Annotated in this window: 21 protein-coding genes; 5 read left to right on the plus strand and 16 right to left on the minus strand. The window is 60.6% G+C overall.

The annotated features are described in order from the left end of the window. Positions 1-50: 50 nt before the first annotated feature. Positions 51-1472 carry a heavy metal sensor histidine kinase gene (locus tag BLT65_RS38960; protein WP_091788689.1) on the minus strand — a complete coding sequence of 474 codons (1422 nt, stop codon included), beginning with the start codon at positions 1470-1472 and terminating at the stop codon, positions 51-53. Between the two features lie 82 nt (positions 1473-1554). Then, positions 1555-2169, minus strand: a complete 615-nt coding sequence (locus BLT65_RS38965; protein ID WP_091788575.1) for a hypothetical protein — start codon at positions 2167-2169, stop codon at positions 1555-1557. Positions 2170-3202: 1033 nt separating this feature from the next. Here BLT65_RS38965 and BLT65_RS38975 point away from each other — a divergent pair. Continuing rightward, on the plus strand, positions 3203-3955 hold the full coding sequence (locus tag BLT65_RS38975; protein ID WP_091788578.1) for a MipA/OmpV family protein: 753 nt from the start codon (positions 3203-3205) through the stop codon (positions 3953-3955). 335 nt (positions 3956-4290) lie between these two features. Here the strand turns inward: BLT65_RS38975 and BLT65_RS38980 are convergent, their stop codons facing one another. From BLT65_RS38980 to irlR, 3 genes are all read right to left on the minus strand, one after another. Beyond that, complete coding sequence (locus BLT65_RS38980; protein ID WP_091788581.1) at positions 4291-5451, minus strand: porin; 1161 nt, start codon at positions 5449-5451, stop codon at positions 4291-4293. 376 nt (positions 5452-5827) lie between these two features. Then, positions 5828-7240 carry a heavy metal sensor histidine kinase gene (locus BLT65_RS38985; RefSeq protein WP_091788584.1) on the minus strand — a complete coding sequence of 471 codons (1413 nt, stop codon included), beginning with the start codon at positions 7238-7240 and terminating at the stop codon, positions 5828-5830. Positions 7241-7612: 372 nt separating this feature from the next. After that, a complete protein-coding gene (gene irlR / locus BLT65_RS38990; protein WP_042315854.1) occupies positions 7613-8296 on the minus strand; it encodes a heavy metal response regulator transcription factor IrlR in 684 nt (227 codons plus the stop codon). A gap of 228 nt (positions 8297-8524) precedes the next feature. On the opposite strand from irlR, the gene BLT65_RS38995 reads away from it, so the two are divergent. The 3 genes from BLT65_RS38995 (at position 8525) to BLT65_RS39005 (ending at position 12600) form a co-directional block, all read left to right on the plus strand. Then, on the plus strand, positions 8525-9775 hold the full coding sequence (locus BLT65_RS38995; RefSeq protein WP_091788587.1) for an IS701 family transposase: 1251 nt from the start codon (positions 8525-8527) through the stop codon (positions 9773-9775). A 124-nt stretch (positions 9776-9899) separates the two neighbouring features. Next, positions 9900-11489, plus strand: coding sequence for a hypothetical protein (locus tag BLT65_RS39000; protein ID WP_091788590.1), 1590 nt, complete (start codon positions 9900-9902; stop codon positions 11487-11489). Positions 11490-11646: 157 nt separating this feature from the next. Beyond that, the gene (locus BLT65_RS39005) at positions 11647-12600 is read left to right on the plus strand and encodes a SphA family protein (protein WP_091788593.1); all 954 of its coding nucleotides are present in this window, start codon (positions 11647-11649) and stop codon (positions 12598-12600) included. Between the two features lie 73 nt (positions 12601-12673). Here BLT65_RS39005 and BLT65_RS39010 read toward each other — a convergent pair whose 3' ends face one another. Genes BLT65_RS39010 through BLT65_RS39045 form a run of 8 tightly spaced genes read right to left on the minus strand, consistent with a single transcriptional unit; the run spans position 12674 to position 21027 of the window. Continuing rightward, positions 12674-13309 carry a nucleotidyltransferase family protein gene (locus BLT65_RS39010; RefSeq protein ID WP_091788596.1) on the minus strand — a complete coding sequence of 212 codons (636 nt, stop codon included), beginning with the start codon at positions 13307-13309 and terminating at the stop codon, positions 12674-12676. After that, complete coding sequence (locus tag BLT65_RS39015) at positions 13306-14391, minus strand: XdhC family protein (protein ID WP_091788599.1); 1086 nt, start codon at positions 14389-14391, stop codon at positions 13306-13308. The genes BLT65_RS39010 and BLT65_RS39015 overlap by 4 nt, the downstream gene beginning before the upstream one ends. Beyond that, complete coding sequence (locus tag BLT65_RS39020) at positions 14388-15584, minus strand: vWA domain-containing protein (protein ID WP_091788602.1); 1197 nt, start codon at positions 15582-15584, stop codon at positions 14388-14390. The genes BLT65_RS39015 and BLT65_RS39020 overlap by 4 nt, the downstream gene beginning before the upstream one ends. Continuing rightward, on the minus strand, positions 15578-16474 hold the full coding sequence (locus BLT65_RS39025) for an AAA family ATPase (protein ID WP_091788606.1): 897 nt from the start codon (positions 16472-16474) through the stop codon (positions 15578-15580). The genes BLT65_RS39020 and BLT65_RS39025 overlap by 7 nt, the downstream gene beginning before the upstream one ends. An 8-nt stretch (positions 16475-16482) precedes the next feature. Continuing rightward, entirely contained in the window at positions 16483-17145 is a 663-nt protein-coding gene (locus tag BLT65_RS39030) for an SRPBCC family protein (RefSeq protein ID WP_091788609.1), read from the minus strand. Positions 17146-17175: 30 nt separating this feature from the next. Continuing rightward, positions 17176-19590, minus strand: a complete 2415-nt coding sequence (locus BLT65_RS39035) for an aerobic carbon-monoxide dehydrogenase large subunit (protein WP_091788614.1) — start codon at positions 19588-19590, stop codon at positions 17176-17178. A gap of 17 nt (positions 19591-19607) precedes the next feature. Continuing rightward, a complete protein-coding gene (locus BLT65_RS39040) occupies positions 19608-20138 on the minus strand; it encodes a (2Fe-2S)-binding protein (protein WP_091788618.1) in 531 nt (176 codons plus the stop codon). A 22-nt stretch (positions 20139-20160) separates the two neighbouring features. Next, on the minus strand, positions 20161-21027 hold the full coding sequence (locus tag BLT65_RS39045; protein WP_091788621.1) for an FAD binding domain-containing protein: 867 nt from the start codon (positions 21025-21027) through the stop codon (positions 20161-20163). A gap of 282 nt (positions 21028-21309) precedes the next feature. On the opposite strand from BLT65_RS39045, the gene BLT65_RS39050 reads away from it, so the two are divergent. Then, complete coding sequence (locus BLT65_RS39050; protein WP_091788625.1) at positions 21310-22113, plus strand: PAS domain-containing transcriptional regulator; 804 nt, start codon at positions 21310-21312, stop codon at positions 22111-22113. Here the strand turns inward: BLT65_RS39050 and BLT65_RS39055 are convergent. The 3 genes from BLT65_RS39055 to BLT65_RS46805 form a co-directional block, all read right to left on the minus strand. Continuing rightward, positions 22064-23224 carry a GlxA family transcriptional regulator gene (locus BLT65_RS39055; protein ID WP_091788628.1) on the minus strand — a complete coding sequence of 387 codons (1161 nt, stop codon included), beginning with the start codon at positions 23222-23224 and terminating at the stop codon, positions 22064-22066. The two genes, BLT65_RS39050 and BLT65_RS39055, sit on opposite strands and share 50 nt — an antisense overlap. Before the next feature lie 4 nt (positions 23225-23228). Further along, the gene (locus tag BLT65_RS39060) at positions 23229-24515 is read right to left on the minus strand and encodes an MFS transporter (protein WP_042315845.1); all 1287 of its coding nucleotides are present in this window, start codon (positions 24513-24515) and stop codon (positions 23229-23231) included. 388 nt (positions 24516-24903) lie between these two features. Next, positions 24904-25059, minus strand: coding sequence for a hypothetical protein (locus BLT65_RS46805; protein ID WP_208545868.1), 156 nt, complete (start codon positions 25057-25059; stop codon positions 24904-24906). Positions 25060-25086: the final 27 nt, after the last annotated feature.

Here is a 25086-nt window from a genome sequence, read left to right on the forward strand (position 1 = left end):
TTCAATTGGCAAACCGTGTGAACAAGCGCCAGGAAAACACCGGTCACGGTTCAAGCGTTCGCGGCACCGTCGCCCAGGTGTACGTCAGCGCAAGGAAAGCGGAGCCAGAACGTAGTGCGCACACCCGGACAGCTCTCCACACCACATTGGCCACCGTGGCTTTCCATGATCGATTTCACGATCGCCAGGCCAAGGCCGGTTCCCGAGCCGAGATTGTGCCGCGACGGATCGACGCGGTAGAACCGTTCGAAGATGCGATCGACGTGCTCTCCCCCAATGCCCTGCCCCGTATCCGTGACAGCGATTTCCGCTGTACCGCCTTCCTCGCGGCACTTGACGAAAATAGTCGATCCGCGAGGCGCATGAGCGAGCGCGTTGGAAAGCAGATTGCTCAACGCACGCTGGAAAAGCAGCAGGTCCGCGCGAACTTCGGCACGCCCGCTTAACTCGATGGTGACTCCCGCATCGGATGCCATGGGCTCGTAGTAGCCCGCGACGCGTTCGGCCTCCACTACGGCGTCAAGCCGGCAAACCTTGACTAGCGTGTGCGCCTTTTCCGAGCGTGCAAGGAAGAGCATATCTTCGATCATTCCCGACAGACGCTGGTACTCCTCTACACTCGACTCAATGACGTCACGATATTCCTCCGTGCTGCGCGGCAGCGACAGTGCCACCTGCGCGGCTGCCTGCAGATTCGTCAACGGCGTACGCATGTCGTGCGCGAGGTTCGAGGAGAACTGGCCGAGGCGCGTAAACGAATCGTTCAGCCTTTCCAGCATGCCATTAAAAGCGTGCTCCAGTTCCTTCAGTTCCTGCGATGTATCGAATCCCGACAAGGGTTGTGCGAGCCGACATGACGACATCTCCTCTGCGTAAGAGACAAAGCGTCGAAGCGGGCTGAGTCCGAACACGGCGATGGCATAGGCGAATGCCGCTGCGATCCCGACGCCCACTACTTCGATCAGCGCGATCGTCCATGCGTGCGCGCGCAACGAGGCAAGGTTGTCCGATTTGTCGTACTGCACCACGACGCGCACAGAAACACAGTCTGATCCCGCGAGCCGCGCCAGCGCCGTGATATAGCGAAACCTCGCGCCTCTGGCATCGAACGCAGCGTTCCGGCGACCTGGCGGCAGGTCGCGGAGCGGTGCAAATGGCTGAAAACCGTTCGTGCTGACAAGACGGTTTCCGGTCATATCGTAGATGGCCATATCCATGTTCTGATGGCCATCCATCTGATCGGTCCAGACATGGGGATGGTTCGAAATGTGGCTTGTCGCACGCACGCTCGCGAGATCGGCCTGTAGTGCCTCTAGCGTGGCCTGCATATGACCGCCTGCCGCCATGGACATACGGCTGCGCAGGGCCTCGTAAAGCGCGGCGCCACTGAGCGCCAGAATGACTGATGTAGAAAGAAAGATCAGAGCGGTTAATCTCGCCCCCAAAGTTCGCGGCAAAAAGCGATTGTTCATCGGTTTCGCAATTGCTTCGTTCTTCTCGAGTGTCATCCGTGCCGCGAACGCCATTGTGCTTACAGGCTCGCGCTAGTGTGTGCTAACGCGCGTCAATGGGCGTCACCCGCGTCGCATAAGCCGATACAAACACGGCATGGACGGTATCGCCCACCTTCAAGGTATTGAAATCGATATCCGGACCGACTGTGAGCGTGACTGTCTGATAGGCGCCTCGCAGCCGCATCTCGCGCTTGCCGGCATCCATATCCAGCACTGTGGCCTGAACCTCGACCTGGCGCGCGGCGCTGTATCCCGACGGTGTCGACTGATACACGCTGGAATCGACACGTTTGCGAATCCCCTCGTCCGCGCCTGCGATCTTGTCAGCGGACACGAGCAACGCGTTTTTGTAGAGCACTTCAACGTTATCGCCCACGCGGAGCCGATCGAAATTTTCGACTTGCGGACCGATTGCGACATCGATGTCGCGTCCCTTCGGACCATGCAGCGTAATGATGTGCGAAGCACGGTCGATATCGGAGATCCGGGCCTTGATCTCAACGGGGGGCGCCGTGGCGAGAAGCGCCTGCACCCGCCCGGCGAGTGCAGATTGCTCTTGCGCACCCGAAGCAGGTTGAGCGGTCTGCGCGCTCGCCAACGGTACAACCCCCACGCTAACGATAACTGCCACTGCCAACCTGGTTGCTTTACTCATCCGCATTTTCCTGTGTTAAAGGGATTCTTTTGTCGAGGGAAATCACCCCGGTTTACTCAGACATCGGTTCACGCGGCACGCGCCAGACAATCTTCCCTTCTCGCCTGACAGCATGAGCGGTATCGCATCGGCTTGACCTGGCCCAGAGGCTGCGTTGCGCATCTTGCGTCCACGCTATGTCGACAGAACTCACAGGGCACTCCTGTTTCCATCCTTCCCGGCGCAGGGACGCCACAATCAGAATCGCGACAATTGGCACGGCAACGGGAAAAAGAAGAACTGCACCGACGCGACCGGCGAGTTCGCAAGTATCGATAGTCAACCCCACGATGTGTGCGCGAATCGAGCGCCAAAGACTGCGGTCGACCAGAAGGATCGGGATCGCCCTGGCCGTATGGATCAACACATGGCAATAACTCATTGGCAGTTCCTTGGGTTCTCTTCACGTGTTCACGGTCGGCTCGCCTATAGGAAACGTAACCACACGGTGTCTGAGCTTCCGCATCGTTTCATGGGTCTGCAACGAAGCCTGGAAGATGGTTTTATCACGACCCACAGCTTCAACTTCAAATAATAGTGAGATCTTTGATTAAACGTAAATTTCACTATTCGAATAAAACTCCACATCGAAAGATGACCAATACGGACGACTCATTCTTTAAAACAAAGGTAGATTAAAAAGCGCTTCTGCCAAATATATTTCATGTCGTCTCAATTTTTACAATCCGTTTTATTTAATAAGCATGCCTATTCACTCTGGTTACATTTCACAATCTCGCCCGGAGACTACTTCATGAACAGCAACTAAACGAATACCGCCGTTTGATCTAATCCCTGGCCATCAAGACTGCTCGCCGTCACCGTAGCTACCCGCAACGGCGCACCGACTCTCCTTTCAAGCGGTTGCCATAACCGCAGTTGTCACCCACCTGGCGAGTCACGACGCACAGATGCCGTACCCGACATGGATGTCCAGATGTTCGACCGCCATCGTCAGTTCTGACCTTCCTCCCGATTATTCAAGGAATTATTCATGCGATATCTCCACTTCGCAGCCGCGCTAACCATTGGCGCGGCCATGGCGACCCCATCCAGCCCTGCTTACCCGGCCGAGGCCTCACTCGGCGCGCAAGTCAATGTCATGCCCAAATACGACGGCGCGGCATCGTACCACGCACTGCCATTGCCTTTGTTCGCCTATGACAATGGACTATTTTTCGTTTCCGGGCTCTCAGCCGGAATACGCTATCCGATCGGAGTCGGCATTACGACGGGTTTGATTGCGCAGTTCGACCTTGGTCGGGACGCCGACGATTCGGCTCGCCTTGCCGGCACCAACGACATTTCCAACACAGCCCGCGTTGGCGCGTTCGTGGATTGGCGTCACGACAAGTGGCACGCGTCGCTCAACGCGCTGCAGGCGACGCACAGTGGATATGGTCTGAAAGTCCGTCTCGCGGGTGGTTTCACCGCTTTGGCGACGCCGAAAAACACAGTGGATCTGTCAGTGGGTGCGACTTTCGGCAATGGGGACTATATGAATACCTATTTTGGCGTTACCGAACAGGAGTCGCTTGCGAGCCAGTCGAGGCTCGCCCGATATTCGCCCTCAGCGGGCATCAAGGGGGTCGACGCCAGCGTCACTTGGAAGCACCAACTCAACCCGCATTGGAGCACGGCTGCCGTACTGGGTGTGTCCAGTCTGGTGGGTGACGCAGCCGACAGCCCTGTCGTCGAACACAAGGCTGCTATCTTCGGATCGGTAGGTTTGGCGTACCGGTTCTGATTCCGTCGCTGCGGTATGCATGTGCCCGCACATGCATCCGGACAGTCATGGCGCGCAGTCCCATACTCGGGCGGCCAGTTTCAATTCACCTTCCTGAAGAGCCATCACCCGCACATCGTCCCGCTGCACAGGTTCGACCCGTAACGCATCGACCTGAACCTTAGAGGTTCGTGAACGGCTTCGAACAGTACTTTTTCTGCATTATCAGGCGGGCCTTCGCCGTCGTTCTACCGGACGAAAACCCATGAGCCATGCGAGTGGATTTCGACTTCGTGCTCCCCTCGCTTCACAGCGGGCAGACAACCGATTGCGCTATCTGCCCGATTTCCCATTGATTAGAAGCGGTGGCGCAGTCCGATCGTTGCTGCAACCTGATTGTTGGTTGACGACGGCGACAGCATGTTGATGGATGCCACATTCGCGATGCCGTTGCCGTTCGCATCATAACCGAGCGAGCCGGAAGCATGCTGGTACACACCCGCCAGGTACACGTCCGTACGCTTGCTGAGCGAATAGTCCGTACCCAAAACGAATGTGTGCCACGTCGGCGAATTGCTGCTGTTGCTGCCTGTCACCGTGCCGTCAGTGAACGTGTAAGAGCTGACGACGGCCAGTGCCGGCGTAAGCCTGTACTGGCCGTTGATTTCATAATTGTCGAGATGCAGGTTCATCCCCGTAAGGCCGGGCAGTGCAGCGCCGCCACTCGACAGGCTCGCGAGACCGTCGATCTGCGAGTGCGTCCACACGAGCCCCACCTGTGCCGGGCCGAATGCGTAGGTAGCGCCCAAACCGTAAGTACGCTGAAGCGTCGCCGAAATGTTCTGGCTTGCCGACGCCGCGCTGTTTGCGCCGCCCAGCCCACCCGAGTTATCCGACTGTGTGTAACCCGCCGCGACCTTCAGCGGACCTGTGCCGTACCTGGCGCCCAGGCTCCACGTGCGGCCGTTCGCAAAGCCGTTCGCGTCGTTGCTGAAGCCATACATGCCGCCGAACTGGATGCCCGCATAGTTCGGGCTGGTGTACTTGACCGCATTTTTGGTCGAATACGTCTGCGCCAGGTTGTCGTTGTCGAACGGATGGCCAGCGAGATTGTTGCCCAAGCCAGCACCTGCGGCCGACAGCGGCCCGAGATACTCCGAGGTCGAGTCGTATTGACGTCCCAGCGTCAAAGCGCCATACGCGTCACTCTTCAGGCCGACGAAGGCTTGACGGTTGAACATATCGTCGCTGTTATGAAAGCCCCCGTTGTTCAGATCGAAGCCGCTTTCCATCGTAAAGATGGCCTTCAGCCCGCCGCCGAGATCCTCGGCACCGCGCAAGCCAAAGTAGTTGTTCGACAGGTTGCCGCTACCCTGCTGCCAGACACTCTTCCCGCCGACGTTGTTCGCATACGTGATGCCCGCGTCGATCGAGCCATACAGGGTAACGCTGCTTTGTGCATGCGCACTCACCGCAAAGGTACCCACTGCGCAGGCGAGAATGATATGTTGTTTCATGCTTCAAACTCCTAAGTACATGGAAATCTCCCGATCGCTGATACAACATAGGCAATCGGTAATCTGACGAGTCAGATTGAAGAGTATTCCATCGATTTGAAGCACTTTCGTTTTAGTGTGACACCTCAGTACATTCCAAAAATAGAACTGCTACGTGACCAAAACCCATAGAAGATTGTTTTCAATAAAATAAAAGATCAGAGTGTGCTTCGATGTGGGGTGCTCGCCATTGTTTTTGTCTTTCAGAAACCACGTCTGGATGATTCATGCACGGCTCAATAATGTCAAAACTCAGCTGTCCGACGCGCCATGTCTGAGATTTTCGCTCTAGCATCAAAGCAACTGCACATGCCATGCCGCGCATCAATCAGGTTTGTCATGTGGGTGAACCCACTGTCTTTCCCCCTGGTACAAACCGTAACCAGAATGTCGTCCCGACAGCAGGATCACTTCTCACACCGCACGATCCGTGGTGCAAATCCATAATCGATTTGACGATGGCAAGCCCGAGTCCTACATTGCAGGAAATAGCGTTGTTCCGGGTCGGATCGGCGCGGTAGAAGCGTTCGAAGATCCGGTCCACATGCGACGGAGCAATCCCGGGACCACGATCGGAGAACAGAACCACTACCGCGCCCCGCTGCTCCCAACATTCAATGTCGATAGTCGAATTGCGTGGCGCGTACGCGATCGCATTAGCGAGCAGGTTGCTGACCGCTCGCTGATACAACAGCAAATCGGCATGGATGATCCCCTGCCCACGGACGTCAATGGTGAGATCCGCCGCTTGCGCCAACGATTCGTAAAAGCCGGTGACGCGTCGCGCTTCCGTCGCCGCGTCGAACTCGCAGATCGATAGCGACAGGTCAGCTCGCTCTGCGCGCGCGAGAAACAGCATATCGTCGATCATTCGGGACAAGCGCTCGTATTCGTCTATGCTCGATTCAATCACTTCGCGGTATTCGGGCGCGGCACGCGACTGCGCGAGTGCGACCTGAGCCGCTGCTCGCAGATTCGTGAGCGGGGTGCGCAAATCGTGTGCGAGATTGGAAGAGAACTCGCTCAAGCGCGTGAACGAGTCGTCCAGACGCGCCAGCATGCCGTTGAACGCCTGCCCCAGTTCCGACAACTCATCCGAGCTGGCGAGCTTCGGCAACGGTTGCCCGAGCCGGCTAATCGACATCTCGTCGGCTCGCGTGACAATGCGGCGCAGAGGGCTCAGCCCGAGCGTCGTCACGCCGTAAGCCGAGATTGCCGCAAGCAGAATGCCGACCATCTCCGTGATAAAGATGATCTCTGTGTTCGACCTTACCAATTCGCGCTCTTCGCTGTCGTCGTACTGTACGACGACACGGACAGCTGAACTGTCACGCCCGTCGAGCGGCACGATGGTCACGAGATATCGTAACGCGGTAGTGGGTGTGGAAAGCGTGACAGGATTGTGAGGTGTCTGTACATCCAGAACTGGCGAGTAGTTGCGAAAGCCTCGCGTCGCCAGGAGATCCCTACCTGCCATGTCAAAGATTGCGAACGCCAGGTACTCGCGCCCATGCACGTGCTCCTTCCAGGTATTGGGATCGCCGGTAATCCCGGCCGTCGATTTCAGCTCGGAGAGGTGAACCTCGAGAGCCGACATCACGTCTTTCATCTGATCCGCGGCATTCGCTTCTACACGGCTCATCATCGCCTCATAGACCGCGAATCCACTGATCGCGAACGCAACCGACGCATAGCAAACGATCAGCACGGTGAGCCGTACACGCAGGCTACCCGGCAAATAACGAAGCATGATTAGCTGTCACCGGCTATTGCCACGAATTACAAGCCGTGACGCGACAGGCCACCGATATTGCGCCCACGTCTTTCCCGCAGGACGCACATGCTGTCCACCTCAGAATTCCGCATCCGCGACACATTTGAAATTCCCTTTCCAGCGGCAGACAGGTATCCGGCCCAGTCTCTCACCTTGCCATCCGGCATCGCAGCGCCATTCGCGCTCTCGACGAGAGAATAGTACTGCGGCTGCTGCGGCGATGTGATTAAGCACGCCGACAACAGGGGCAACTTTGAGAAAGCACAAAAAATTCGCGATACATATCAGGCACGCGCTTGTCCGCACAACGCCTCTGTTGAGATCTCCAATGCGTGCTTCATGAGCGAATCACGGTGTCACCTGGTTACGGACTTCCAGAACGTAGCCCATGCCCCTGACGGTGTGAATCAGTCTGGATTCGAAAGGGTCGTCCAGTTTGGAACGCAAGCGGCGGATAGCCGAATCCACCACGTTCGTGTCGCTGCTGAAATTCATGTCCCACACTTGTGACGCGATGATCGCGCGCGGGAGAATCTCCCCTTCGCGTCTCATCAAAAGCCACAGCAGCGCAAACTCTTTCGCCGTCAACAGAATGACTTTTCCCTGCCTCGTGGCCTTACGACGTGTGAGGTCGAGTTCGAGATCGGACACACGGAGCGTGTTCGAATCCTGCGGCCGCGCGCGACGAAGGATCGACTTTACGCGTGCAGTCAGTTCAACAAAATCAAAGGGCTTGGCGAGATAGTCGTCAGCACCGAGTTCCAGCCCCCGAATGCGGTCTCCCACGTCGTCTCTCGCGGTGAGAAAGAGAACCGGCGTCGACTTGCTGCGTCTGAGATTCTGCAATAGTGTCCAGCCGTCTTGCCCTGGCAGCATCACATCCACGATGAGCAGGTCGTAGTCCTCCGTTTCAGCCTGATGCTGCCCGGAAATGCCGTCCTCCACCCAGTCGGCAACATATCCCGCTTCCGTCAAACCCTTCCGTAGATATAAACCCGTTTTGCCCTCGTCCTCGACAATCAGAATTCGCATTACCTGTTACCTCATTTGAATCACTTGCGGTCCGAAGATCCTCCGGCAGGCGCACAACAATATCAAAGCGACGGTTTCCCTGGAAGTCTGTCCGCGCTTTGCCGTTTTGCAGATGACTTACGCCACGTCAAACATGACAGGAATGTCATGTTCGCCTCATGCAGACGCAGCACTCAAACGTCAAGCTTCCCGAGTCTAGCTGGCGTCCAATGAAGTTATTTCAATGCAATGAGTACATCTCAACGGTTTGACGAATACCTGGAACATCTTTCTCAAGGATTCCGACATAAGCATCATATCGTCGGTCTGCGCGACTATTGCACGGGACTGATGCGACCGTTGGAGCGAAAGAGCACAAACGCCATTGCGGAAGATCTCCAGCCCGCACGCGCGGAAGCAATGCGTCAGGCGCTACATCATTTCGTGGCCAGAGCGCCGTGGTGCGATGAGGAACTGCTGAGACAGGTTGCCCGCTGGGTGACCCCGCAAATGGCGGGTCTGTCCCGGAGCGGCTGGTGGATCGTCGGCTGTAACACGTTTCCGAAGCGTGGCAGCCAGCCAGTGGGCGTCGCGAGACAAAATCACGGAGCATCGGCCAGATATGACAAATGTCAAATTGCCGTGAGTGTTTCGCTAGCCTGCGAAAGTGCCAGTCTGCCTGTCGGCTGGCGGCTGTATCTGCCGCGCGCATGGGCCGACGATCCGATCCGGCGCAGGAAGGCAGGCGTCCCCGCCGACGTACAGTTTGCGACCCGGCCGAAACTTGCGCTTGAACAGATCGAAAGGCTGCTTGCCACGGGCGCGCCATCACGCCCCGTGCTCGCCGATGTCAGCTACGGAATGGATCCCGACTTCAGGCAAGGGTTGATCGACCTCGGACTACCGTACGTATTGGGTGTCACGTCGCAAGCACGCGTCTGGCGCCCACAAGCCGAATCGCTACCGTCAACGGAAAATAGGGAAACGGAACGCCTGCCCTCGCAGACGTGGCGTACGGCCGGGCACTACCCCATCAGCGTCAGAGCACTGGCCATGGAATTGCCGGCGCGCGCGTTGCAGACGATCAACTGGCGCGAAGGGAACGGCAATCTGAGAAGCAGCCGCTTTGGCGTGGCGCGAGTGCAGTATGCCGACAGCTTCGCATGCTGGACGCGACTGCAGCCATTGCAATGGCTGCTATTGAAGTGGCCGCTGGGCGAACCGGAGCCCATCAGATACTGGCTTTCGACGCTGCCGGAAGACACGTCGATCAATGAACTCGTCGCGGCCGCACATTACCACTGGCGCACCGATCGGGACCACGAGGAACTTCGGCAGGATTTCGGACTTGACCACTATTCGGGCCGTGGCTGGAGAGGATTTCATCACCACGCCACGCTATGCACGGCTTCGTATGGCTTCAATCTCGGAGAACGGCTCGCGACTGAGCGAGACCTGGCTTCTCGACGACTGTCGATCTACCCGGAACCTGGCGAGTGATCCGCGTCACTTCGCGCATCGAGAATCCCTGTCACTACCTGGAGCATTTTCTTTTTGAGAATTTAGACAACCACCGCTCCCACATTTAAATGGATGATCGCAATTCCGCGATAAAGGATAATTAATGTCGAAACGTTTTCGTTTGTTGGCAGGTATCGCCACCCTCATTCCTGCATTCGCGCTCCTTGCGCAAGACCTCGCCGCCAACCCGAAACCCAATCCTTATCTGGCGGCAGAAAAATACGCCATTACGCATTTCGATTCGTCCCAGAGCGATTCCTTTCCGTATGCCGTTCCGCGCGGCACGTTCGAAGTCGATCTTCGAAAGGAGAAACGGATTGTTGCGGGCCCCGTCAACATCATGACGCTCGCATCGACGTCTCCGTCCTATATGTGGGGTGTCTCCAGTGAAGGTGTCACCTACATCGACGTGTCGAATGGCGGGTTCAAGGAGGTCGCCCGCATGGCGGCTCCAGGCCAGAAGATCATCTCTGCTCAGTTGCACGACAAGGTTCTGGGTCAGCATTTCACCAATGTTGCACAAGTGCAAAAAACGGTCACTGATATCTATGGCCTCGACTGGACGCGCGCGGTCAATGGCGTCTATTCGGTAGTCGATAAGAATAACGATGTGTACTACAACACTGCCGACGGCTTCTTGACGAAATTCAGCCTGATCGATGAAAAGAACCCATCTGCAGGGGTAAAGGTCATCAAGACCATCAACATGCGTTCGATTATCGGTCCGGACGCGTACCTTGTGGGCACGGGCATCACTTATGACGGAAAGCTCGTCGTCGCGTCGAATTTCACCGTGAGTGTTCTTGACCGCTCACTTGAAGGCAAAGCCCGAACGCTGCGTCTCGCACCGGGTGAGGTCGTCACTAACTCATTTGCGATCGACGATCAGAATGGCATCTATATCGCCTCGAACAAGATCATGCATAAGCTGGTCTGGACGGGCACGAAACTCTCCAATGATCCTGCGGATGGCGCCTGGACTTCGCCATACGACATCGGCGACCAGCCCCCAACCATCAAGCTTGGCAATGGAACAGGCTCCACGCCTACGCTGATGGGATTCGGACGGGATCAGGACCAGCTCGTCGTGATCACCGACGGCGCGAATCGCATGCATCTGGTCGCGTTCTGGCGCAACGAAATCCCGGCCGGCTGGAAAGCACCAGCTGGAGCGAAGTCGAACCGCATAGCAGGCCAAATCGCCGTGACGGCCGGATTGACGCCGCTACCGAACTTCATTCAGACCGAACAGTCCGTCGTCGTGAATGGCTATGGCGCCTTTGTCGTCAACAACATTTCGGAATCGGGCGCGAAGGACAAGCTAGTCGACGTGCTGGCGCTGGGCCCCGTCAACCAGCCGGGCCACGGTACAGAGCGTTTCGAGTGGGACCCGAAGACACATCGTTGGCATTCGGTCTGGTCGAGAAACGACGTAATTTCGATCAGCATGGTACCGAGCGTCAGTTCGGCGTCGGGTATCGTCTTTGTGAACGGCTATTACAAAAAGACTGGCTGGGAGTTGACTGGTCTTGACTGGAACACAGGCGAAACCGTACAGCGCGTCGAGTTCGGCAAAGACAATCTCGGCAACGGCGCTTACGCCATCATCCAGTACGCGCCGAACGGCGACCTCATCTTCAATAGCGTAGGCGGCCCGGTTCGCGTGCATCTGAAAGATCCAGCAAGAACCTGACTGCCTCGCCGAACCTGAGTGATGTGCCGATCTCTGGAACCGTCCGAGGTCGGCCCATGCTCGCGGCCTTTACGCGCAAGCCCACGCGGGTCCACTCGCCACCTGCCTGCGCCTTTCGGCCATTCGCAGAACCTAAGCAGAATCGTGAAACAACACCATGCATAAGCGTCGCTTGATTCGACATGTGACCAATAGTCTGCTGGCGATCTTTTGTGTAGCCGGCGTACCCCAAAATTCGCCGGCGACTGAAACGGGGGTCGGTCGGCCCATAACCGGTCAACAGGTCACGCCATACGGCGGAATCGTTCCACCCACCAGCGAGTGGATCGTTTCGTGGGCGACCATCTATTACGACGGATCGCTCAGCGCCAGCAAGAAAGTCTCTACAGGGAATCAGATAACGGGTGGCCTGGATTATCAGGTTGTCTACACGATCGCCAACCTGGTGAAGACATGGGGCGTCAACCTGGCCGGATGGAATTTCGCTTCATCCATTGGTGTACCTGTTCAATATTCCAATGCGTCTTCGTTCAACGGTCTTCTGCGTCCCGATCACGGTACCCAGTTCGCCGATGTCTTCTTCGCACCCGTCATTGCCGGGTATCGCCTCTCGCCAACCGACTACACCGCGCTGAGCCTGCAAATCTACGCACCGACGGGCGCTTACAATCCCAATCGTCTCGCCAATGCCGGTCAGAACACCTGGACATTTACGCCCACTATTGCCTATACGAAGCTATTTCCGAAGAACAACGTCGAGCTGACCGTCAACTACGGTGTCGAGTTCTATACAACGAATCGCGATACGAACTATCACAATGCCGCCGTCAGCGTACTCGACGTGCTGGCGCTCAAGCGCTTCAGGAACGGATGGAGCGTAGGCGTCGTCGGCGGGTGGATTCAGCAGCTCGGCAACGATGCCGGTCCCACTGCTGATTTGCTCGATGGCGCGAAGGGCTATTCCGTCGGCATGGGCCCGATGGTTGTCTGGGCTGGCAAGATCGGCAGCACACCCGTTTCCGCGAATCTCCGATGGGTCAACGAATTTGCGGCCCATGCAAGACCCAGCGGAAACGCAGTGCAGTTGTCGTTGAGTGCAACCTTCGAGTGACAGTCGACGCAATAGAGTGCCGAAGCTGCATGGCGTTCATCTGCAACCGGCTAACCGTTCCATGGTCACCGCGCTACGCCTGCGCGTCCTGTTTCGCGCATATCTCGTCGACACGCTGCACCATGCGCACGTAATCGTCGGGCGTATCCATGTCGAGCGTGAACCGGTCATGCGTGGCCTCGTAGACGAATACTTCGTCGCCATGCTCGGCGATCAGCTTACGGCAACCAGGGTTCACGTGGCCGCTCACGACTTCGGGTGCATAGCTCGCCGCAAACAACACCGGGTTGCCGCGCATGCCGTTGAACGCGGGCACAAGAATGGAGCCACGCGGCATCGACGCATACGCGTCGACCAGTTCGCGATAGTCGGTGGCGCAGAGCAGCACCTGGTCCGCGAGGCAGATCATCACCGCGTCACACGGCGCTTGCAGCGCGCTGACGCCAGCCGCCACGGAAGTCATCTGCCCTTCGCGGTAGCGCGTGTTGCTCTGAAACCGTACATCGAGTCCGTCGAGCGCGTCGAATACTGCGCGTCCGTTGAAGCCCGTCACGACGACGACCTCGCGAGGCTGCGCCGCGACCACGGCGCGCACCACGCGCCTCACGGCCGGTTCGCCGCCGACCGGCAGCAGCAGCTTGTGGCGTCCCTCCATGCGCGAAGACAGACCCGCGGCGAGCACGACGGCAGAAAAGCTGATCGTGTTCATCGCGCCTCCCGCTTCAGGCCGTCATCGCGATCCCCTGCGCCATATGACGCGGCGAGATAGTGCTCAGGTCTGCGCTCGAATTCGGTCTTGCAGCAATCGCAACAGAAATAGATCTTCTGCCCTCCATATTCGACGACATGCTTCGCCGTCGCGATCTCAACGCTCATGCCGCACACGGGGTTCAGATAATGCCTAGCATCGCTGACGGGTGCGTCCAGCACTTCGCAGGGCGGCAGACGCGGTACGGCTTCCGTCGCGACGCCCACCTGGCGTGTCGCCGGCTGCGCGAACGCTTCGGCCTGTTCGTGTTCGTGCCGAAGCGCAACCAGCCCTGCCACCGCGCCCAGTGCGATCTCCTGCGGCGTGTGCGCGTGGATTGCGGGCCCCGCCGGGGCGTGCAGCACGGCAACACGGGCGCCGCCGATGCCGCGCTCGCGCATGGTCTCGCGCAGCCTGTCGGCCTTGCGGCGGCTCGCAATCAGCAGCACGGCAGCGACCTGGCTTCGAAGCGCGGCTTCGAGCGCATCCTCGTCGCCGTCGCCTTGCGTGGCCACCAGCGCGAACGATGCGCCGGCGCGCTCCAGCGCCGCCGCATCGAAACGCGCTTCACCCTTGCGCGCGTTCTCGGCAGCGAGGCTTGCACGCAAGCCCATTCGCCGCGCAAGCACACACGCCTCGTGCGCGGCGGGCGTCGCACCGAACACGACCACGAGCGGCGCCGGCACGGTCGGCTGGATGAATATTTCCAGTGCGCCATTGCTCGCGCACGGCATCGCATGCGCCTCGACTTCCGCTTCGGGCGGCGACGGCTCGTTGCTGATACGCACGCGCCTTGGCTGTCCGGCGCGCATCGACTGCCGCGCAGCTTCGATCACGATCGCCCGCGCGCAGCCTCCGCCGATCCAGCCGTGCAGTGTCCCGTTACCGTCCACCAATGCCTGGGCGCCGACCTGAGTCGAAGTGGGCGGCGCGGCGCGAATCACGGTAACAACGGCAAACGGCGCACCGGCAGCGATCAGTTGCTGCTCCAGTTGCAGCAAACCGGCGGTGTCCGACGCAATCCCCACAGGTTCAGCATTCATTCCAGCGCCCCGAGTATTTGAGGAAACACGCGTTCGAGGCTCGCGAGGTCGCGCGCCCCGGCGAACACGTCAAGGTGCGGCAACGCCGCCTGCATCCCCGCGCTGACGGGCGCGAAGCCCGGGCGGCCGACGAGCGGATTGAGCCACGCGAGCGAGCGGCAGCGCCGCCTGATCGCAGCCAGCGACTCGTCGAGCAACACGGTATCGCCCGCGTCATAACCGTCGCTGACGATCACGACGGCCGTCCGCGCGTGCAGCAGGCGCGAGGCGTAGTGCGCGTTGAATCCCGCAAGACTCTCGCCGATCCGCGTGCCGCCCGCCCAGCCCTCCGAGATCAGATGAAGCCGCTCCTGTGCGCGCCGCGGATCGGGATCTCGCAGCGCTTCGTCGACGCAGACGAGCCGCGTGTGGAACATGAAGCAATGCACGTCGGAAAGCACCCCGCTCATCACCCGCGCGAGGCGCAGAAAGAAGAAGCTGTAGAGGCTCATCGAGCGGCTCACGTCGAGCATCAGCACGATGCGCGGGCGCTGCCGCCGCTTGCGCCGCCACGCAAGCTCGACGGGCAGCCCGCCGCGCGGCACGCTGCGACGTATCGTCGAGCGCAGGTCGATCGTGCGCCCCTGGCTCGCGCGCTGCTCACGGCGCATTTCGATGCCGCGCAGGCGCTGCGCGAAGCGGCGCAGCGCGGCATCGATCGCAAAGAGTTCGCTGTGATCGTTCAGATGCCGGAAATCCGCGTGGGCGAGCGAGTCGCTCTGCGTGGCGCCCTCGTCGGCGGCCGTGCCCTCGCCCGATGCGCCGCCCTTCCCTGCCAGCGAGACGGGCGTGCCTTCGGTCGCGTCGCGCGGCGTCTCCGCCGTCTGCGTCTCGTCGCGCTCGAGCGGACCCGCGCCGCCGGCACGCGACTGCGCCAGGCTGCGCCGGTTGGGCGCGAGGAAATACGCGTCGAACAGGCCGTCGAAGCGGCGCCATTCTTGCGCCCGCGAGCACAGCAGCGCGCGCAGGCTCCAGCGCAGCACATCGCTGTCGAGCTGACCCATGCGCCGTGCCACCTCCATCGATGCGGCAACGTCCGCGCTCGTCACGCGAAACGCGTTCTCTCGCAGCCAGCCCGCGAAGCCCGCATAGCGCGCGACGAGCAGCGCGGCAAGGTCGTCGCGCGGCGTGGCCCGGTCGATGTCCGTCAGCATGACGCCACCAGTTTTTCGACGACGGGCCGCGTCAGGCCCGCCTGGTCCTCGCGCGTCTTGACGAGCGCGGCGAGCGAATCCATCACGCGATCGATACCGTCTTCGTCGAGCGCGCTCACGCCGAGGCGCAACAGCGCCGCCACCCAGTCGAGCGTCTCGGCGAGACCGGGCTTGCGGCGCAGCGCCATCTGCCGCACCGCATGCACGAATTCGACGACCTGGCGCGAGAGCGCTTCGGGCACGTCGGGCACCTGCGTCCGCACGATCATCAGTTCACGCTGGTAAGTCGGATAGTCCACGTACTGATAGAGACAGCGGCGCCGCAGCGCATCGGAGATTTCGCGCGTGCCGTTCGACGTGAGGATCACGTAGGGCCGCTCGGTCGCGCGGATCACGCCGAGTTCGGGAATCGACAGCTGGAAGTCCGACAGCAGTTCGAGCAGGTAAGCTTCGAACGCCTCGTCGGTGCGATCGACCTCGTCGATCAGCAGCACGGGCGCGGGTGTCGTCGTAATGGCTTCGAGCAGCGGACGCTTGAGCAGATAGCGCTCGGAGAAGATGTCCTGCTCCTTGTCGCGCAGTGGCCGCGCATCCTGTTCGAAAAGCTTGATGGCGAGCAGCTGGTGCGCGTAGTTCCATTCGTAGAGCGCCGCGTGCGCGTCGAGTCCCTCGTAGCATTGCAGACGGATCAACGGCGCGTCGAGCAGGCGAGAGAGCGCCTTCGCCACCTCGGTCTTGCCGACACCCGCCTCGCCCTCCAGCAACAGCGGGCGGCGCATTTCCATCGCCAGCAGCAGAGCGGCCGCGAAGCTGCGCTCGGCAATGAAGCCGTGGCTCGCAAGCCGCGCCTGCAACGCGACGACGTCGGGCATGCGGTCAGTGGGCGTCATGGCCAACCTCAGCGGCCCTGGGCCTTGTGCGAGAAGCGTCCGTGCAGCCAGTCGCGGATCATCGCCCAGATAAAGGCGAAGCCGTTCAGCTCGGCGGCCTGCGCGGGCGGCGGCGTGGCCGCGCGCGCAACGGGCGCTGTGATTTCGCTATCTATGGCTGCGCCGCCCTGCGTCGCTTGCTCCGCTTGCGTCTGCGCGGTGTCGGCGGAAGTGGCCTGCATCGCATCCAGCCGCGCCGCGAAATTCGCGACGAACTGCTTGAGCAACTGCTCCGATGCGGGCGCCATCAGGCGTCCGCCGAGCGCGGCGGCCTTGCCGCTCATCGCGACCTCGCTCCTGCCCGTCAGCGTGCAGGCCGCGCCCGTCGGCTCCACGGCGGCCGTGAGATCCATCGTCGCAGCCGAGCCACCCGTCGCGTCGGTGCCCTTGCCCAGCAGATGCAGGCTGCGCGCGGCGGGATCGAGCGCGAGCACTTCGATGTCGCCTTTGAACGACATCGTCGCCGGCCCGAGCCGCACCGTGATCGTGCCTTTGTAGTGCGTATCGTCGACGCGCTCCGTGATCTTCGCGCCCGGCATGCAGGCGGCGACGGCCTCGATATCCTGCATCAGTTGCCACGCGCTGTGCGCCGAAGCGGCGAGTGGAAATGCCTTGTCGAGTACAACCTTCATGCGTGTCTCCCTGTCGCAGGCGGATTCTCGTCACGCAGGCCGCGTGAGACCGAGCGCGCGGCATTGCTGCCACACGCGGTAAGCGTTGTGCGGCATGTTCATGTGCGTGACGCCGAGATGCGCGAACGCATCGACGACGGCGGACGTGAAGCACGGAATCGAGCCAACATGCGGCGACTCGGCGACGCCCTTCGCGCCGATCGGATGATGCGGCGACGGCGTCACCGTGAAATCGGTCTCCCAATGCGGCGTCTCGACGGCCGTCGGCACGAAGTAGTCGAGCAGCGTCGCGCCGAGCAGATTGCCGGACTCGTCGTAAGGCAGTTCCTGGCCGAGCGCAACAGCGAAGCCTTCCGTCAGTCCGCCGTGAATCTGCCCTTCGATGATCATCGGATTGATGCGCGTGCCGCAGTCGTCGAGCGCGTAGAAGCGCCTGACGCGGATTTCGCCCGTATAGCGGTTCACGTCGAGCACGCACACGTAGGCACCGAACGGGAACGTGAAGTTGGGCGGGTCGTAGTAATCGACGGCTTCGAGGCCCATTTCCAGCCCCTCGGGCACGTTGTTGTAGGCCGCCCATGCGACTTCCTTGACCGACTTGAACTGGTCGGGCGCACCCTTCAACACGAAACGGTCAAGATCGAATTCGACGTCATCGGGACTCGCTTCGAGCAGATGCGCGGCGATCTTGCGCGCCTTCTCGCGAATCTTGCGCGACGCACGCGCGACGGCTGCGCCGGCGACGGGGGTCGATCGCGAGCCATAGGTGCCGAGACCGTACGGCGCGGTGGACGTGTCCCCTTCCTCGACCGTAATCTGCGATGCGGGAATGCCCGCTTCCGATGCGATGATTTGCGCGTAGGTGGTCTGATGCCCCTGCCCCTGCGTGATCGTACCCATGCGCGCAATAGCGGAACCGTCGGGATGCACCCGGATCTCGCACGAGTCGAACATGCCGACGCCGAGGATGTCGCACATCTTCGATGGCCCCGCGCCCACGATCTCCGTGAAGTTCACGACGCCGATGCCCATCAGCCATTCAGCCTCAGGATCGGCGCGGCGCTGCGCCTGCTCGGCGCGCAGCGCGTCGTAGCCGACGGCGGCCAGCACCTTGCGCAACGCGGGTTCGTAATCCCCCGAATCGTATTCGAGGCCAAGCGGTGTCGTGTACGGGAACTGCTCCTTGTGGATGAAGTTGCGCAGACGGATCTCGGCCTTGTCGATGCCGAGCTTCTGCGCGAGCACGTCGACCATCCGCTCGATCAGATACACCGCCTCGGTCACGCGAAACGAGCAGCGGTACGCCACGCCGCCAGGAAACTTGTTCGTGTACACGCCGTCGACGGAAACAAACGCGTTCGGAATCGCATATGAGCCGGTGCAGACATGGAACATGCCGGCGGGCCATTTGGTCGGATCGGCGCACGCGTCAAACGCGCCGTGGTCGGCCACGACGTTGACGCGCAACGCCTTGATGCGGCCGTCCTTGTCGGCGGCGAGCTCGCCCGTCATGTGATAGTCGCGCGCGAAGGCCGTGGTCGACAGGTTCTCGTTGCGCGACTCGATCCACTTGACGGGACGCCCCAGCACGATCGACGCGACAATCGACGTCACATAGCCGGGATACACGCCGACCTTGTTGCCGAAGCCGCCGCCGATGTCGGGCGAGATGATGCGAATCTTCGATTCCGGGATCGACGACAGCAGTCCGACCACCGTGCGCACGACGTGGGGCGCCTGTGACGTGATATAGACCGTGAGGTCGCCGCGCACCTTGTCGAACGACGCGACGCAGCCGCAGGTTTCGAGCGGGCACGGATGCACGCGCGGATACGACATGTCCTGCCTGACCGTGACGTCCGCGCTCTCGAACATGCGATCGGTCTTGTCCTTGTCGCCCATCGTCCACGTGAAGATGTGGTTCGGATGCCGGCGCGCGCCATGCGCGCCCGTCTCCTTGTCGCGAATGTCCTCGCGAATCACGGGCGCGTCCGCTGCGAGCGCCGCGAACGGATCGATGAGCACCGGCAGCTCCTCGTATTCCACTTCGACGAGCTCGGCGGCATCGGCTGCGACGTAACGGTCGTCGGCGACGACGAATGCGACTTCCTGATTCTGGAAGCACACTTTTTCGTCGGCGAGCACGGCCTGCACATCGCCCGCGAGCGTCGGCATCCAGTGCAGCTTGAGCGGCTTGAGGTCGTCCGCCGTCAGCACTGCGTGGACGCCCGGATGCGCGAGCGCGCGCGACTTGTCGATGCGCTTCACGCGCGCATGCGCATACGGACTGCGCACCATCACGCCGAACAGCATGCCCGGCATCCTGATGTCGTCGACGTAGGTGCCCTTGCCCTGGATGAAGCGCGGGTCCTCGCGGCGCTTGCGCGAACAACCCATGCCTTCGAGTGCGGCGAGACGATCGAGATTGGTGTCGAGATTGCCCATGACGTGTCTCCCCGTCGTCAGTGAGCGTGAGCCGCGTCCGCTTCGATCAGCGGATGCGAGCTTTCGACTGCCGCGCCGCGCAGCTTGCGCGCGGCATACTGCACGGCTTTCACGATGTTCTGATATCCCGTGCAGCGGCACAGATTCCCCGCCATCCAGTAGCGGATTTCCGCTTCTGTCGGGTCCGGGTTCTCCTGCAGCAAGCGATACGCGCGCATCAGCATGCCCGGCGTGCAGAAGCCGCACTGCAGGCCGTGCTCCTGCATGAAGCCTTCCTGCAGCGCGTGCAGCTCGCCGCCCTGCGCGAGCCCTTCCACGGTCTTCACGTCGGCGCCTTCGGCCTGAACGGTCAGCAGCGTGCATGACTTCACCGACATGCCGTTGAAGTCCACCGTACACGCGCCGCAATGCGAGGTCTCGCAGCCGATATGCGGCCCGGTATGCAGGCACTTTTCCCGTAGCGTGTGAATCAGCAGCTCGCGCGGTTCGACCACTACGTCGACCTCGCTGCCGTTCAGCGCGAACGACACCATCGTCTTCTTACCCATCTCGCGTTCTCCCGATGTGTGCTCAATGTACCGACCGCTCGTAAGCCGTGTGCAGCGCGCGGCGCGTCATCTCGCCCGCCATCGCCCGCTTGTAGTCTTCGTCGCCGCGCAGGTCCGGCACGGGATGGCAGGCGGCCATCGCGCGACGCGCGGCTTCATCGACATGCGCGTCGTCGAAGGGCTCGCCACGCAACGCGTCTTCGGCATCGGTTGCGTGGATTACCGTGTCGCCGAGATTCGTCAGAGCAATGCGCAAATCCTCGACACGCCCGCCGCGCATGCGCAGCGTGACTGCCGATGCAGCCGTCGCGAAGTCGCCCGTCTTGCGCTTGAGCTTCGAATAGCAGTACCCCGTGCCGGCGGCGGGAACGGGGATGCGAACGCCTGTCAGGATTTCAGTGGGATCGATCAGCGTGGCGTAGGTGCCGACAAAGAAGCCGTCGGCGTGTACGACACGCTCGCCCTGCGCGCCTTGCAGCACGAACGACGCGTCGAGCGCGATCATCAACGCGGGATGGTCGTTGCCGGGGTCGCCGTGCGAGATGTCGCCGCCCAGCGTGCCGCGATAACGCACCTGAGGATCGGCAATCTGCCTCGCGCCCTCGACGAGCAGCGGACACTTTTGCTGCAGCAGTTCGGACCAGATCAACTGGTTTTCAGTCGTCATTGCGCCGATCCACAGCACGCCGTTTTCTTCGCGGATACCCTGAAGCTCCGCGAGCTTGCCGAGGTCGATCAGATGCTCGGGCTGGGCGAAACGCAGCTTCATCATCGGCAGCAGGCTGTGGCCGCCTGCCAGCAGTTTGGCCGTGTCGCCATGGGCGCCCAGCAGCGCGAGCGCCTCGGGGAGCGTCTGCGGCGCGTGATATTCGAAGGGTCGGGGAATCACGTCAGTCTCCTGTGTCGACGGGCGTTGGCGCTTCAGCGCTTGTTGCGCCTGCTCCCGTCCCTTGTCCTGCCCGATGCAGGATGGGGTGTTGTTGTCATCCTTTCGAAGCCGAGGATTTCACAATGCAATGCAGCAATTCAATGTGATTTCCCGAACGGCAGCCTGGTTGCGTTGACGGTGGGAAAACTTGCGCGAAAAAGGGAAAAGCCTTAAAACGAATGCACCACGCTGGTATCGCAGAGGCGGCTACCAGCGGTACGGGCGCCTCGGGGAGAACCCTGAATGACACTGTTCGAACACGCCATGCCGACCAGCGACGCACGTCGCGCCGAGACCTTCCAGCACCGGCTGGAACAGTTCAATCCTGGCGTGGTGTGGCTCGACGCGCAGGGCCGCGTCACCGCGTTCAACGACGTCGCGCTGCAGATACTCGGACCTGCCGGAGAGCAGTCTTTGGGTGTCGAGCAGGACAAGCTGTTCGGCATCGACGTCGTGCAGTTGCACCCGGAAAAGAGCCGCGACAAGCTGCGTTTCCTGCTGCAGTCGCGCGACGCGGGCGGCTGCCCCGTGAAGTCGCCGCCGCCTGTCGCGATGATGATTAATATTCCTGATCGTATTCTGATGATCAAAGTGTCGCGCATGTCGGACATGCACGGCGCGTGCGGTACGTGCATGATCTTCTACGACGTGACCGACCTCACGACGGAGCCCTTGTCGGAGTCCCGCGCGGGCGCGGGTATGCCACCGCGACGCCTGCTCAAGATTCCCGTGTACCGCAAGAACCGCGTGATTCTTATTGATCTGAAGGACATCATCCGATTTCAGGGCGACGGGCATTACACGACCATCGTCACGAAGGACGATCGCTATCTGTCGAATCTGTCGCTCGCGGATCTCGAATTGCGGCTCGACAACAGCATCTTCCTGCGCGTGCATCGCAGCCATATCGTCAGCCTGCCGTATGCGATTGAACTGGTGAAGGCTGATGAAAGCATGAATCTTGTGATGGATGATGCGGAACGCAGTGTCGTGCCTATTAGTCGGGCGCGTGCCGGGCTGTTGAAGGAGCGGTTTGGGGTGAGTTGAAGGTGCTCGATGACAATTGGCCCGTGGCACGCGCTTTTTCATTGCCGCGCACGCCTGCTGGCAAGCGGCCTCGAGTGGCCCGATACACATTGGGCGCAACCCCATACTCCCGCCGAAACTCCCTCCCCATGTGAGACGCATCCGAAAACCCACAAGTTGCCGCTATATCCGCCACCGTCCGCTCCGAGTCCGTCAGCAGCCATGCAGCCGTCTTCAGCCGCATTCGACGCGCGTACGCCAAGGGCGATTCACCCGTCTGTGACTTGAACAGCCGTTGGAGTTGGCGCACGGACACCTCGACCCGATCGGCGAGTTCCTCCATGCTCAACGGTCGCCCAATGTGCTGCTCCATCAGATGAACGACCCGCTTCACGCGGGGATGCGTCACGGGCTCGGTGCCGGGCGGGTGTGGTTGCGGCGCGCTCGGGCGCTGCGCATCTTCTACGAGAAGGATACGCAGCGCTTTCTGAACGGTCGCAACATCGATATGCCGCTGCAGAATCGCTGCGGCCACATCGATAGAAGCGCGACCACCCGAACACGTGATACGGCGCCCATCGATCGCAAAGAGCCGGTCGGCGACAAGCAGGCTTTCGTCGACATGCGGAAAGCGTTCAATGTAGTCCCAGTAGTGAAACCAGCTGACACACACGCGATGTCCATCCATCACACCAGCGCTCGACAGCGCGAACACGCCGGTGCAAATGCCCACGAGCGTGGACAACGCATCGGCGGCACGGCGAATGAAGCGAAGCGCGGCATCGCCGACGCCCGGTCCCGAATGCAGCAACCCGCCGATCACGACCACATAATCGAAGCGCCCTGCTTCGTCGAAGGTTTGCCACGGCTGGATCTGAATACCGCAACTCGCCCTCACTGGCGTCAGCGTTTCGCCGACTATCGTCCATGCACACCGCACCGGCTTGCTGAAATCGGCGTCGTCGCTCGCAAGACGCAAGAGGTCCACAAAGCCGGAAAATGCTGTCAGCGTGAAATTCGGCAGAAGGACGATTCCGAACTGCACGGGCGGCCTTCTGTCCCGGAACGCAAGATCCGTTCGGGACACCTTTGTTCGCGCCTCGACCTCGAATGAACCGGCTGTCGCGCCCATCGGTTCACTCATCCGCCAACGGTGCCTGCGAAGTCTCGCGGCTGAAGATCATCGCGATCAGCGCGACACCCGCCGCGCCGACCAGATACCACGCTGGTGCAAGCTTGTTGCCCGTCGCGCCGATCAGCCATGTCGCGACAAGCGGGGCCGTGCCGCCGAAGAGCGCATTCGCCGCGTTGAAGCAGAAAGCGAAGCCGCTATAGCGCACCCGCGTCGGAAAGATCTCCGACAGGAAGCACGGCAGCGTGCCATCGTTCATCGTCAGCAATGCGCCGAAGGCGATCTGGATCGCGACGATCATCATGAAGCTCGCGCCTGCCAGCCCCTTGAAGAGCGGCACGGTCAACACCGCGAACAGGATCGACGCGCCGATCAGCATCGACTTGCGGCCGACGCGGTCCGACAGCGCCCCCATCACAAACACCAGGCCGATGTATGCCGTCAGCGAGATCGTCGCGGCGATGAACGATGCCGTCTCGTCCATGCCCAATTCCGTCGACAGATAAGTCGGCATATAGCTCAACACCAGATAGAACGCGACGGCGTTCAGGCACGTCACGCCGAACGCGATCAGCATCTTCATCCGATGCTTGCCCAGCAGTTCGGCAATGGGTGCGCGCGCAACGTGATGGTCTTGCTCCAGCGCCTTGAAACGCGGCGTGTCCTCCAGTTTTACGCGGATGTACCGGCCGATCAGACCAAATGGTGCCGCCAGCAGAAACGGCAGACGCCATCCGAACGAATGCAGCTGCTCGCTGCTCAACACGGCATGCAACACAGCGATGAGAATCGAGCCGAACAACAGACCTGCCGCCGTGCTCGCCGGTACGATGCTCGTATAGACGCCACGCCGGTTAGCCGGCGCGTATTCGGCGAGGAACGCCGAAGCGCCTGCGTATTCGCCCGAGGCCGAAAAGCCCTGAATCACGCGCACCAGCAGAAGCAGGATGGGCGCGAGCATTCCGACCTGCGCGTAGGTCGGCAATAGCGCAATTAGGAAAGTCGAGCATGACATGATCAGAATGGACAGCGACAACGAAGTGCGCCGGCCGATCTTGTCGCCGAAGTGGCCCCAGACAATGCCACCAATCGGCCGCACGATGAACGAAATGGCGAACACGCCGTATGCCGCCAGCAGTCCCGTGCTGCCGTCCGTCTTCGGAAAGAACACGACGGCAATGATCGTCGCCAGATAGCCGTACGACGCGTAATCGAACCATTCGACGAAGTTGCCGATAAAGCTCGCGCATGCCGCGCGTCTGAGCAGTTTGGGGTCGACCGATTCGTTCATGGAACTGTCACCTGCTCCTGAAGGCGCGATGACGCTGTTCGCGGGATCGCCCGACAAGGTTCTTCTCGTGTTCATTGACTCTCTCCAGACCTGATGATGCGATGACGGTACGCGGGCGGCAACATGCGCTCACGCAGTGCTTCGGCTCTTTCAATCGAACCTCAATCGAACGAGCCAGCTTGACTGCATGGTAGGAGTCCAATATCAACGAACATTTCCGGTCTCGACGCAGTACTTTCTGTTTTCGACATCGAGGGTATACGTTAGCGAGCCGTTTTCATTGCGGTATCGATGAACGCATTGAGCAGCGCAAATGCAAAAAACCCGCTGTATCCGCTGACGTTTTGCAACGTCGGCGAATACAGCGGGCAACCTTGTCCGCTAACTATCAGATCGAGCTGGAATGCACGTCGCCTTGCAGACGATCACCAGACGACGAGGTGTGAAAGAGCGGATGTCTACGCGCGAGCAGGAAATACGCGATACCGCCCGTCAGCAGGGAGAACTCGAAACTCAGGTCGCCCCAGCCAAGAAAATCGCGCATCAACGGGCTGACATAGACGCATGCGCG

The sequence above is a fragment of the Paraburkholderia steynii genome (assembly GCF_900100565.1).
GTDB classification, from domain to species: Bacteria; Pseudomonadota; Gammaproteobacteria; order Burkholderiales; family Burkholderiaceae; genus Paraburkholderia; species Paraburkholderia terrae.

Excerpts from the sequence above, each read along its gene's own strand:
- BLT65_RS38965 (WP_091788575.1), bottom strand. The coding sequence starts at position 2,169 with ATGAGTAAAGCAACCAGGTTGGCAGTGGCAGTTATCGTTAGCGTGGGG.
- BLT65_RS39055 (WP_091788628.1), bottom strand. The coding sequence starts at position 23,224 with ATGGGCGCGACAGCCGGTTCATTCGAGGTCGAGGCGCGAACAAAGGTG.
- BLT65_RS38995 (WP_091788587.1), top strand. The coding sequence starts at position 8,525 with ATGAGTACATCTCAACGGTTTGACGAATACCTGGAACATCTTTCTCAA.
- BLT65_RS39005 (WP_091788593.1), top strand. The coding sequence starts at position 11,647 with ATGCATAAGCGTCGCTTGATTCGACATGTGACCAATAGTCTGCTGGCG.
- BLT65_RS39010 (WP_091788596.1), bottom strand. The coding sequence starts at position 13,309 with ATGAACACGATCAGCTTTTCTGCCGTCGTGCTCGCCGCGGGTCTGTCT.
- BLT65_RS38975 (WP_091788578.1), top strand. The coding sequence starts at position 3,203 with ATGCGATATCTCCACTTCGCAGCCGCGCTAACCATTGGCGCGGCCATG.
- irlR (WP_042315854.1), bottom strand. The coding sequence starts at position 8,296 with ATGCGAATTCTGATTGTCGAGGACGAGGGCAAAACGGGTTTATATCTA.
- BLT65_RS39035 (WP_091788614.1), bottom strand. The coding sequence starts at position 19,590 with ATGGGCAATCTCGACACCAATCTCGATCGTCTCGCCGCACTCGAAGGC.
- BLT65_RS39030 (WP_091788609.1), bottom strand. The coding sequence starts at position 17,145 with ATGAAGGTTGTACTCGACAAGGCATTTCCACTCGCCGCTTCGGCGCAC.
- BLT65_RS39015 (WP_091788599.1), bottom strand. The coding sequence starts at position 14,391 with ATGAATGCTGAACCTGTGGGGATTGCGTCGGACACCGCCGGTTTGCTG.
- BLT65_RS39020 (WP_091788602.1), bottom strand. The coding sequence starts at position 15,584 with ATGCTGACGGACATCGACCGGGCCACGCCGCGCGACGACCTTGCCGCG.
- BLT65_RS39060 (WP_042315845.1), bottom strand. The coding sequence starts at position 24,515 with ATGAACGAATCGGTCGACCCCAAACTGCTCAGACGCGCGGCATGCGCG.
- BLT65_RS39000 (WP_091788590.1), top strand. The coding sequence starts at position 9,900 with ATGTCGAAACGTTTTCGTTTGTTGGCAGGTATCGCCACCCTCATTCCT.
- BLT65_RS39040 (WP_091788618.1), bottom strand. The coding sequence starts at position 20,138 with ATGGGTAAGAAGACGATGGTGTCGTTCGCGCTGAACGGCAGCGAGGTC.
- BLT65_RS38980 (WP_091788581.1), bottom strand. The coding sequence starts at position 5,451 with ATGAAACAACATATCATTCTCGCCTGCGCAGTGGGTACCTTTGCGGTG.
- BLT65_RS38985 (WP_091788584.1), bottom strand. The coding sequence starts at position 7,240 with ATGCTTCGTTATTTGCCGGGTAGCCTGCGTGTACGGCTCACCGTGCTG.
- BLT65_RS39050 (WP_091788625.1), top strand. The coding sequence starts at position 21,310 with ATGACACTGTTCGAACACGCCATGCCGACCAGCGACGCACGTCGCGCC.
- BLT65_RS39025 (WP_091788606.1), bottom strand. The coding sequence starts at position 16,474 with ATGACGCCCACTGACCGCATGCCCGACGTCGTCGCGTTGCAGGCGCGG.
- BLT65_RS38960 (WP_091788689.1), bottom strand. The coding sequence starts at position 1,472 with ATGAACAATCGCTTTTTGCCGCGAACTTTGGGGGCGAGATTAACCGCT.
- BLT65_RS46805 (WP_208545868.1), bottom strand. The coding sequence starts at position 25,059 with ATGCGCGATTTTCTTGGCTGGGGCGACCTGAGTTTCGAGTTCTCCCTG.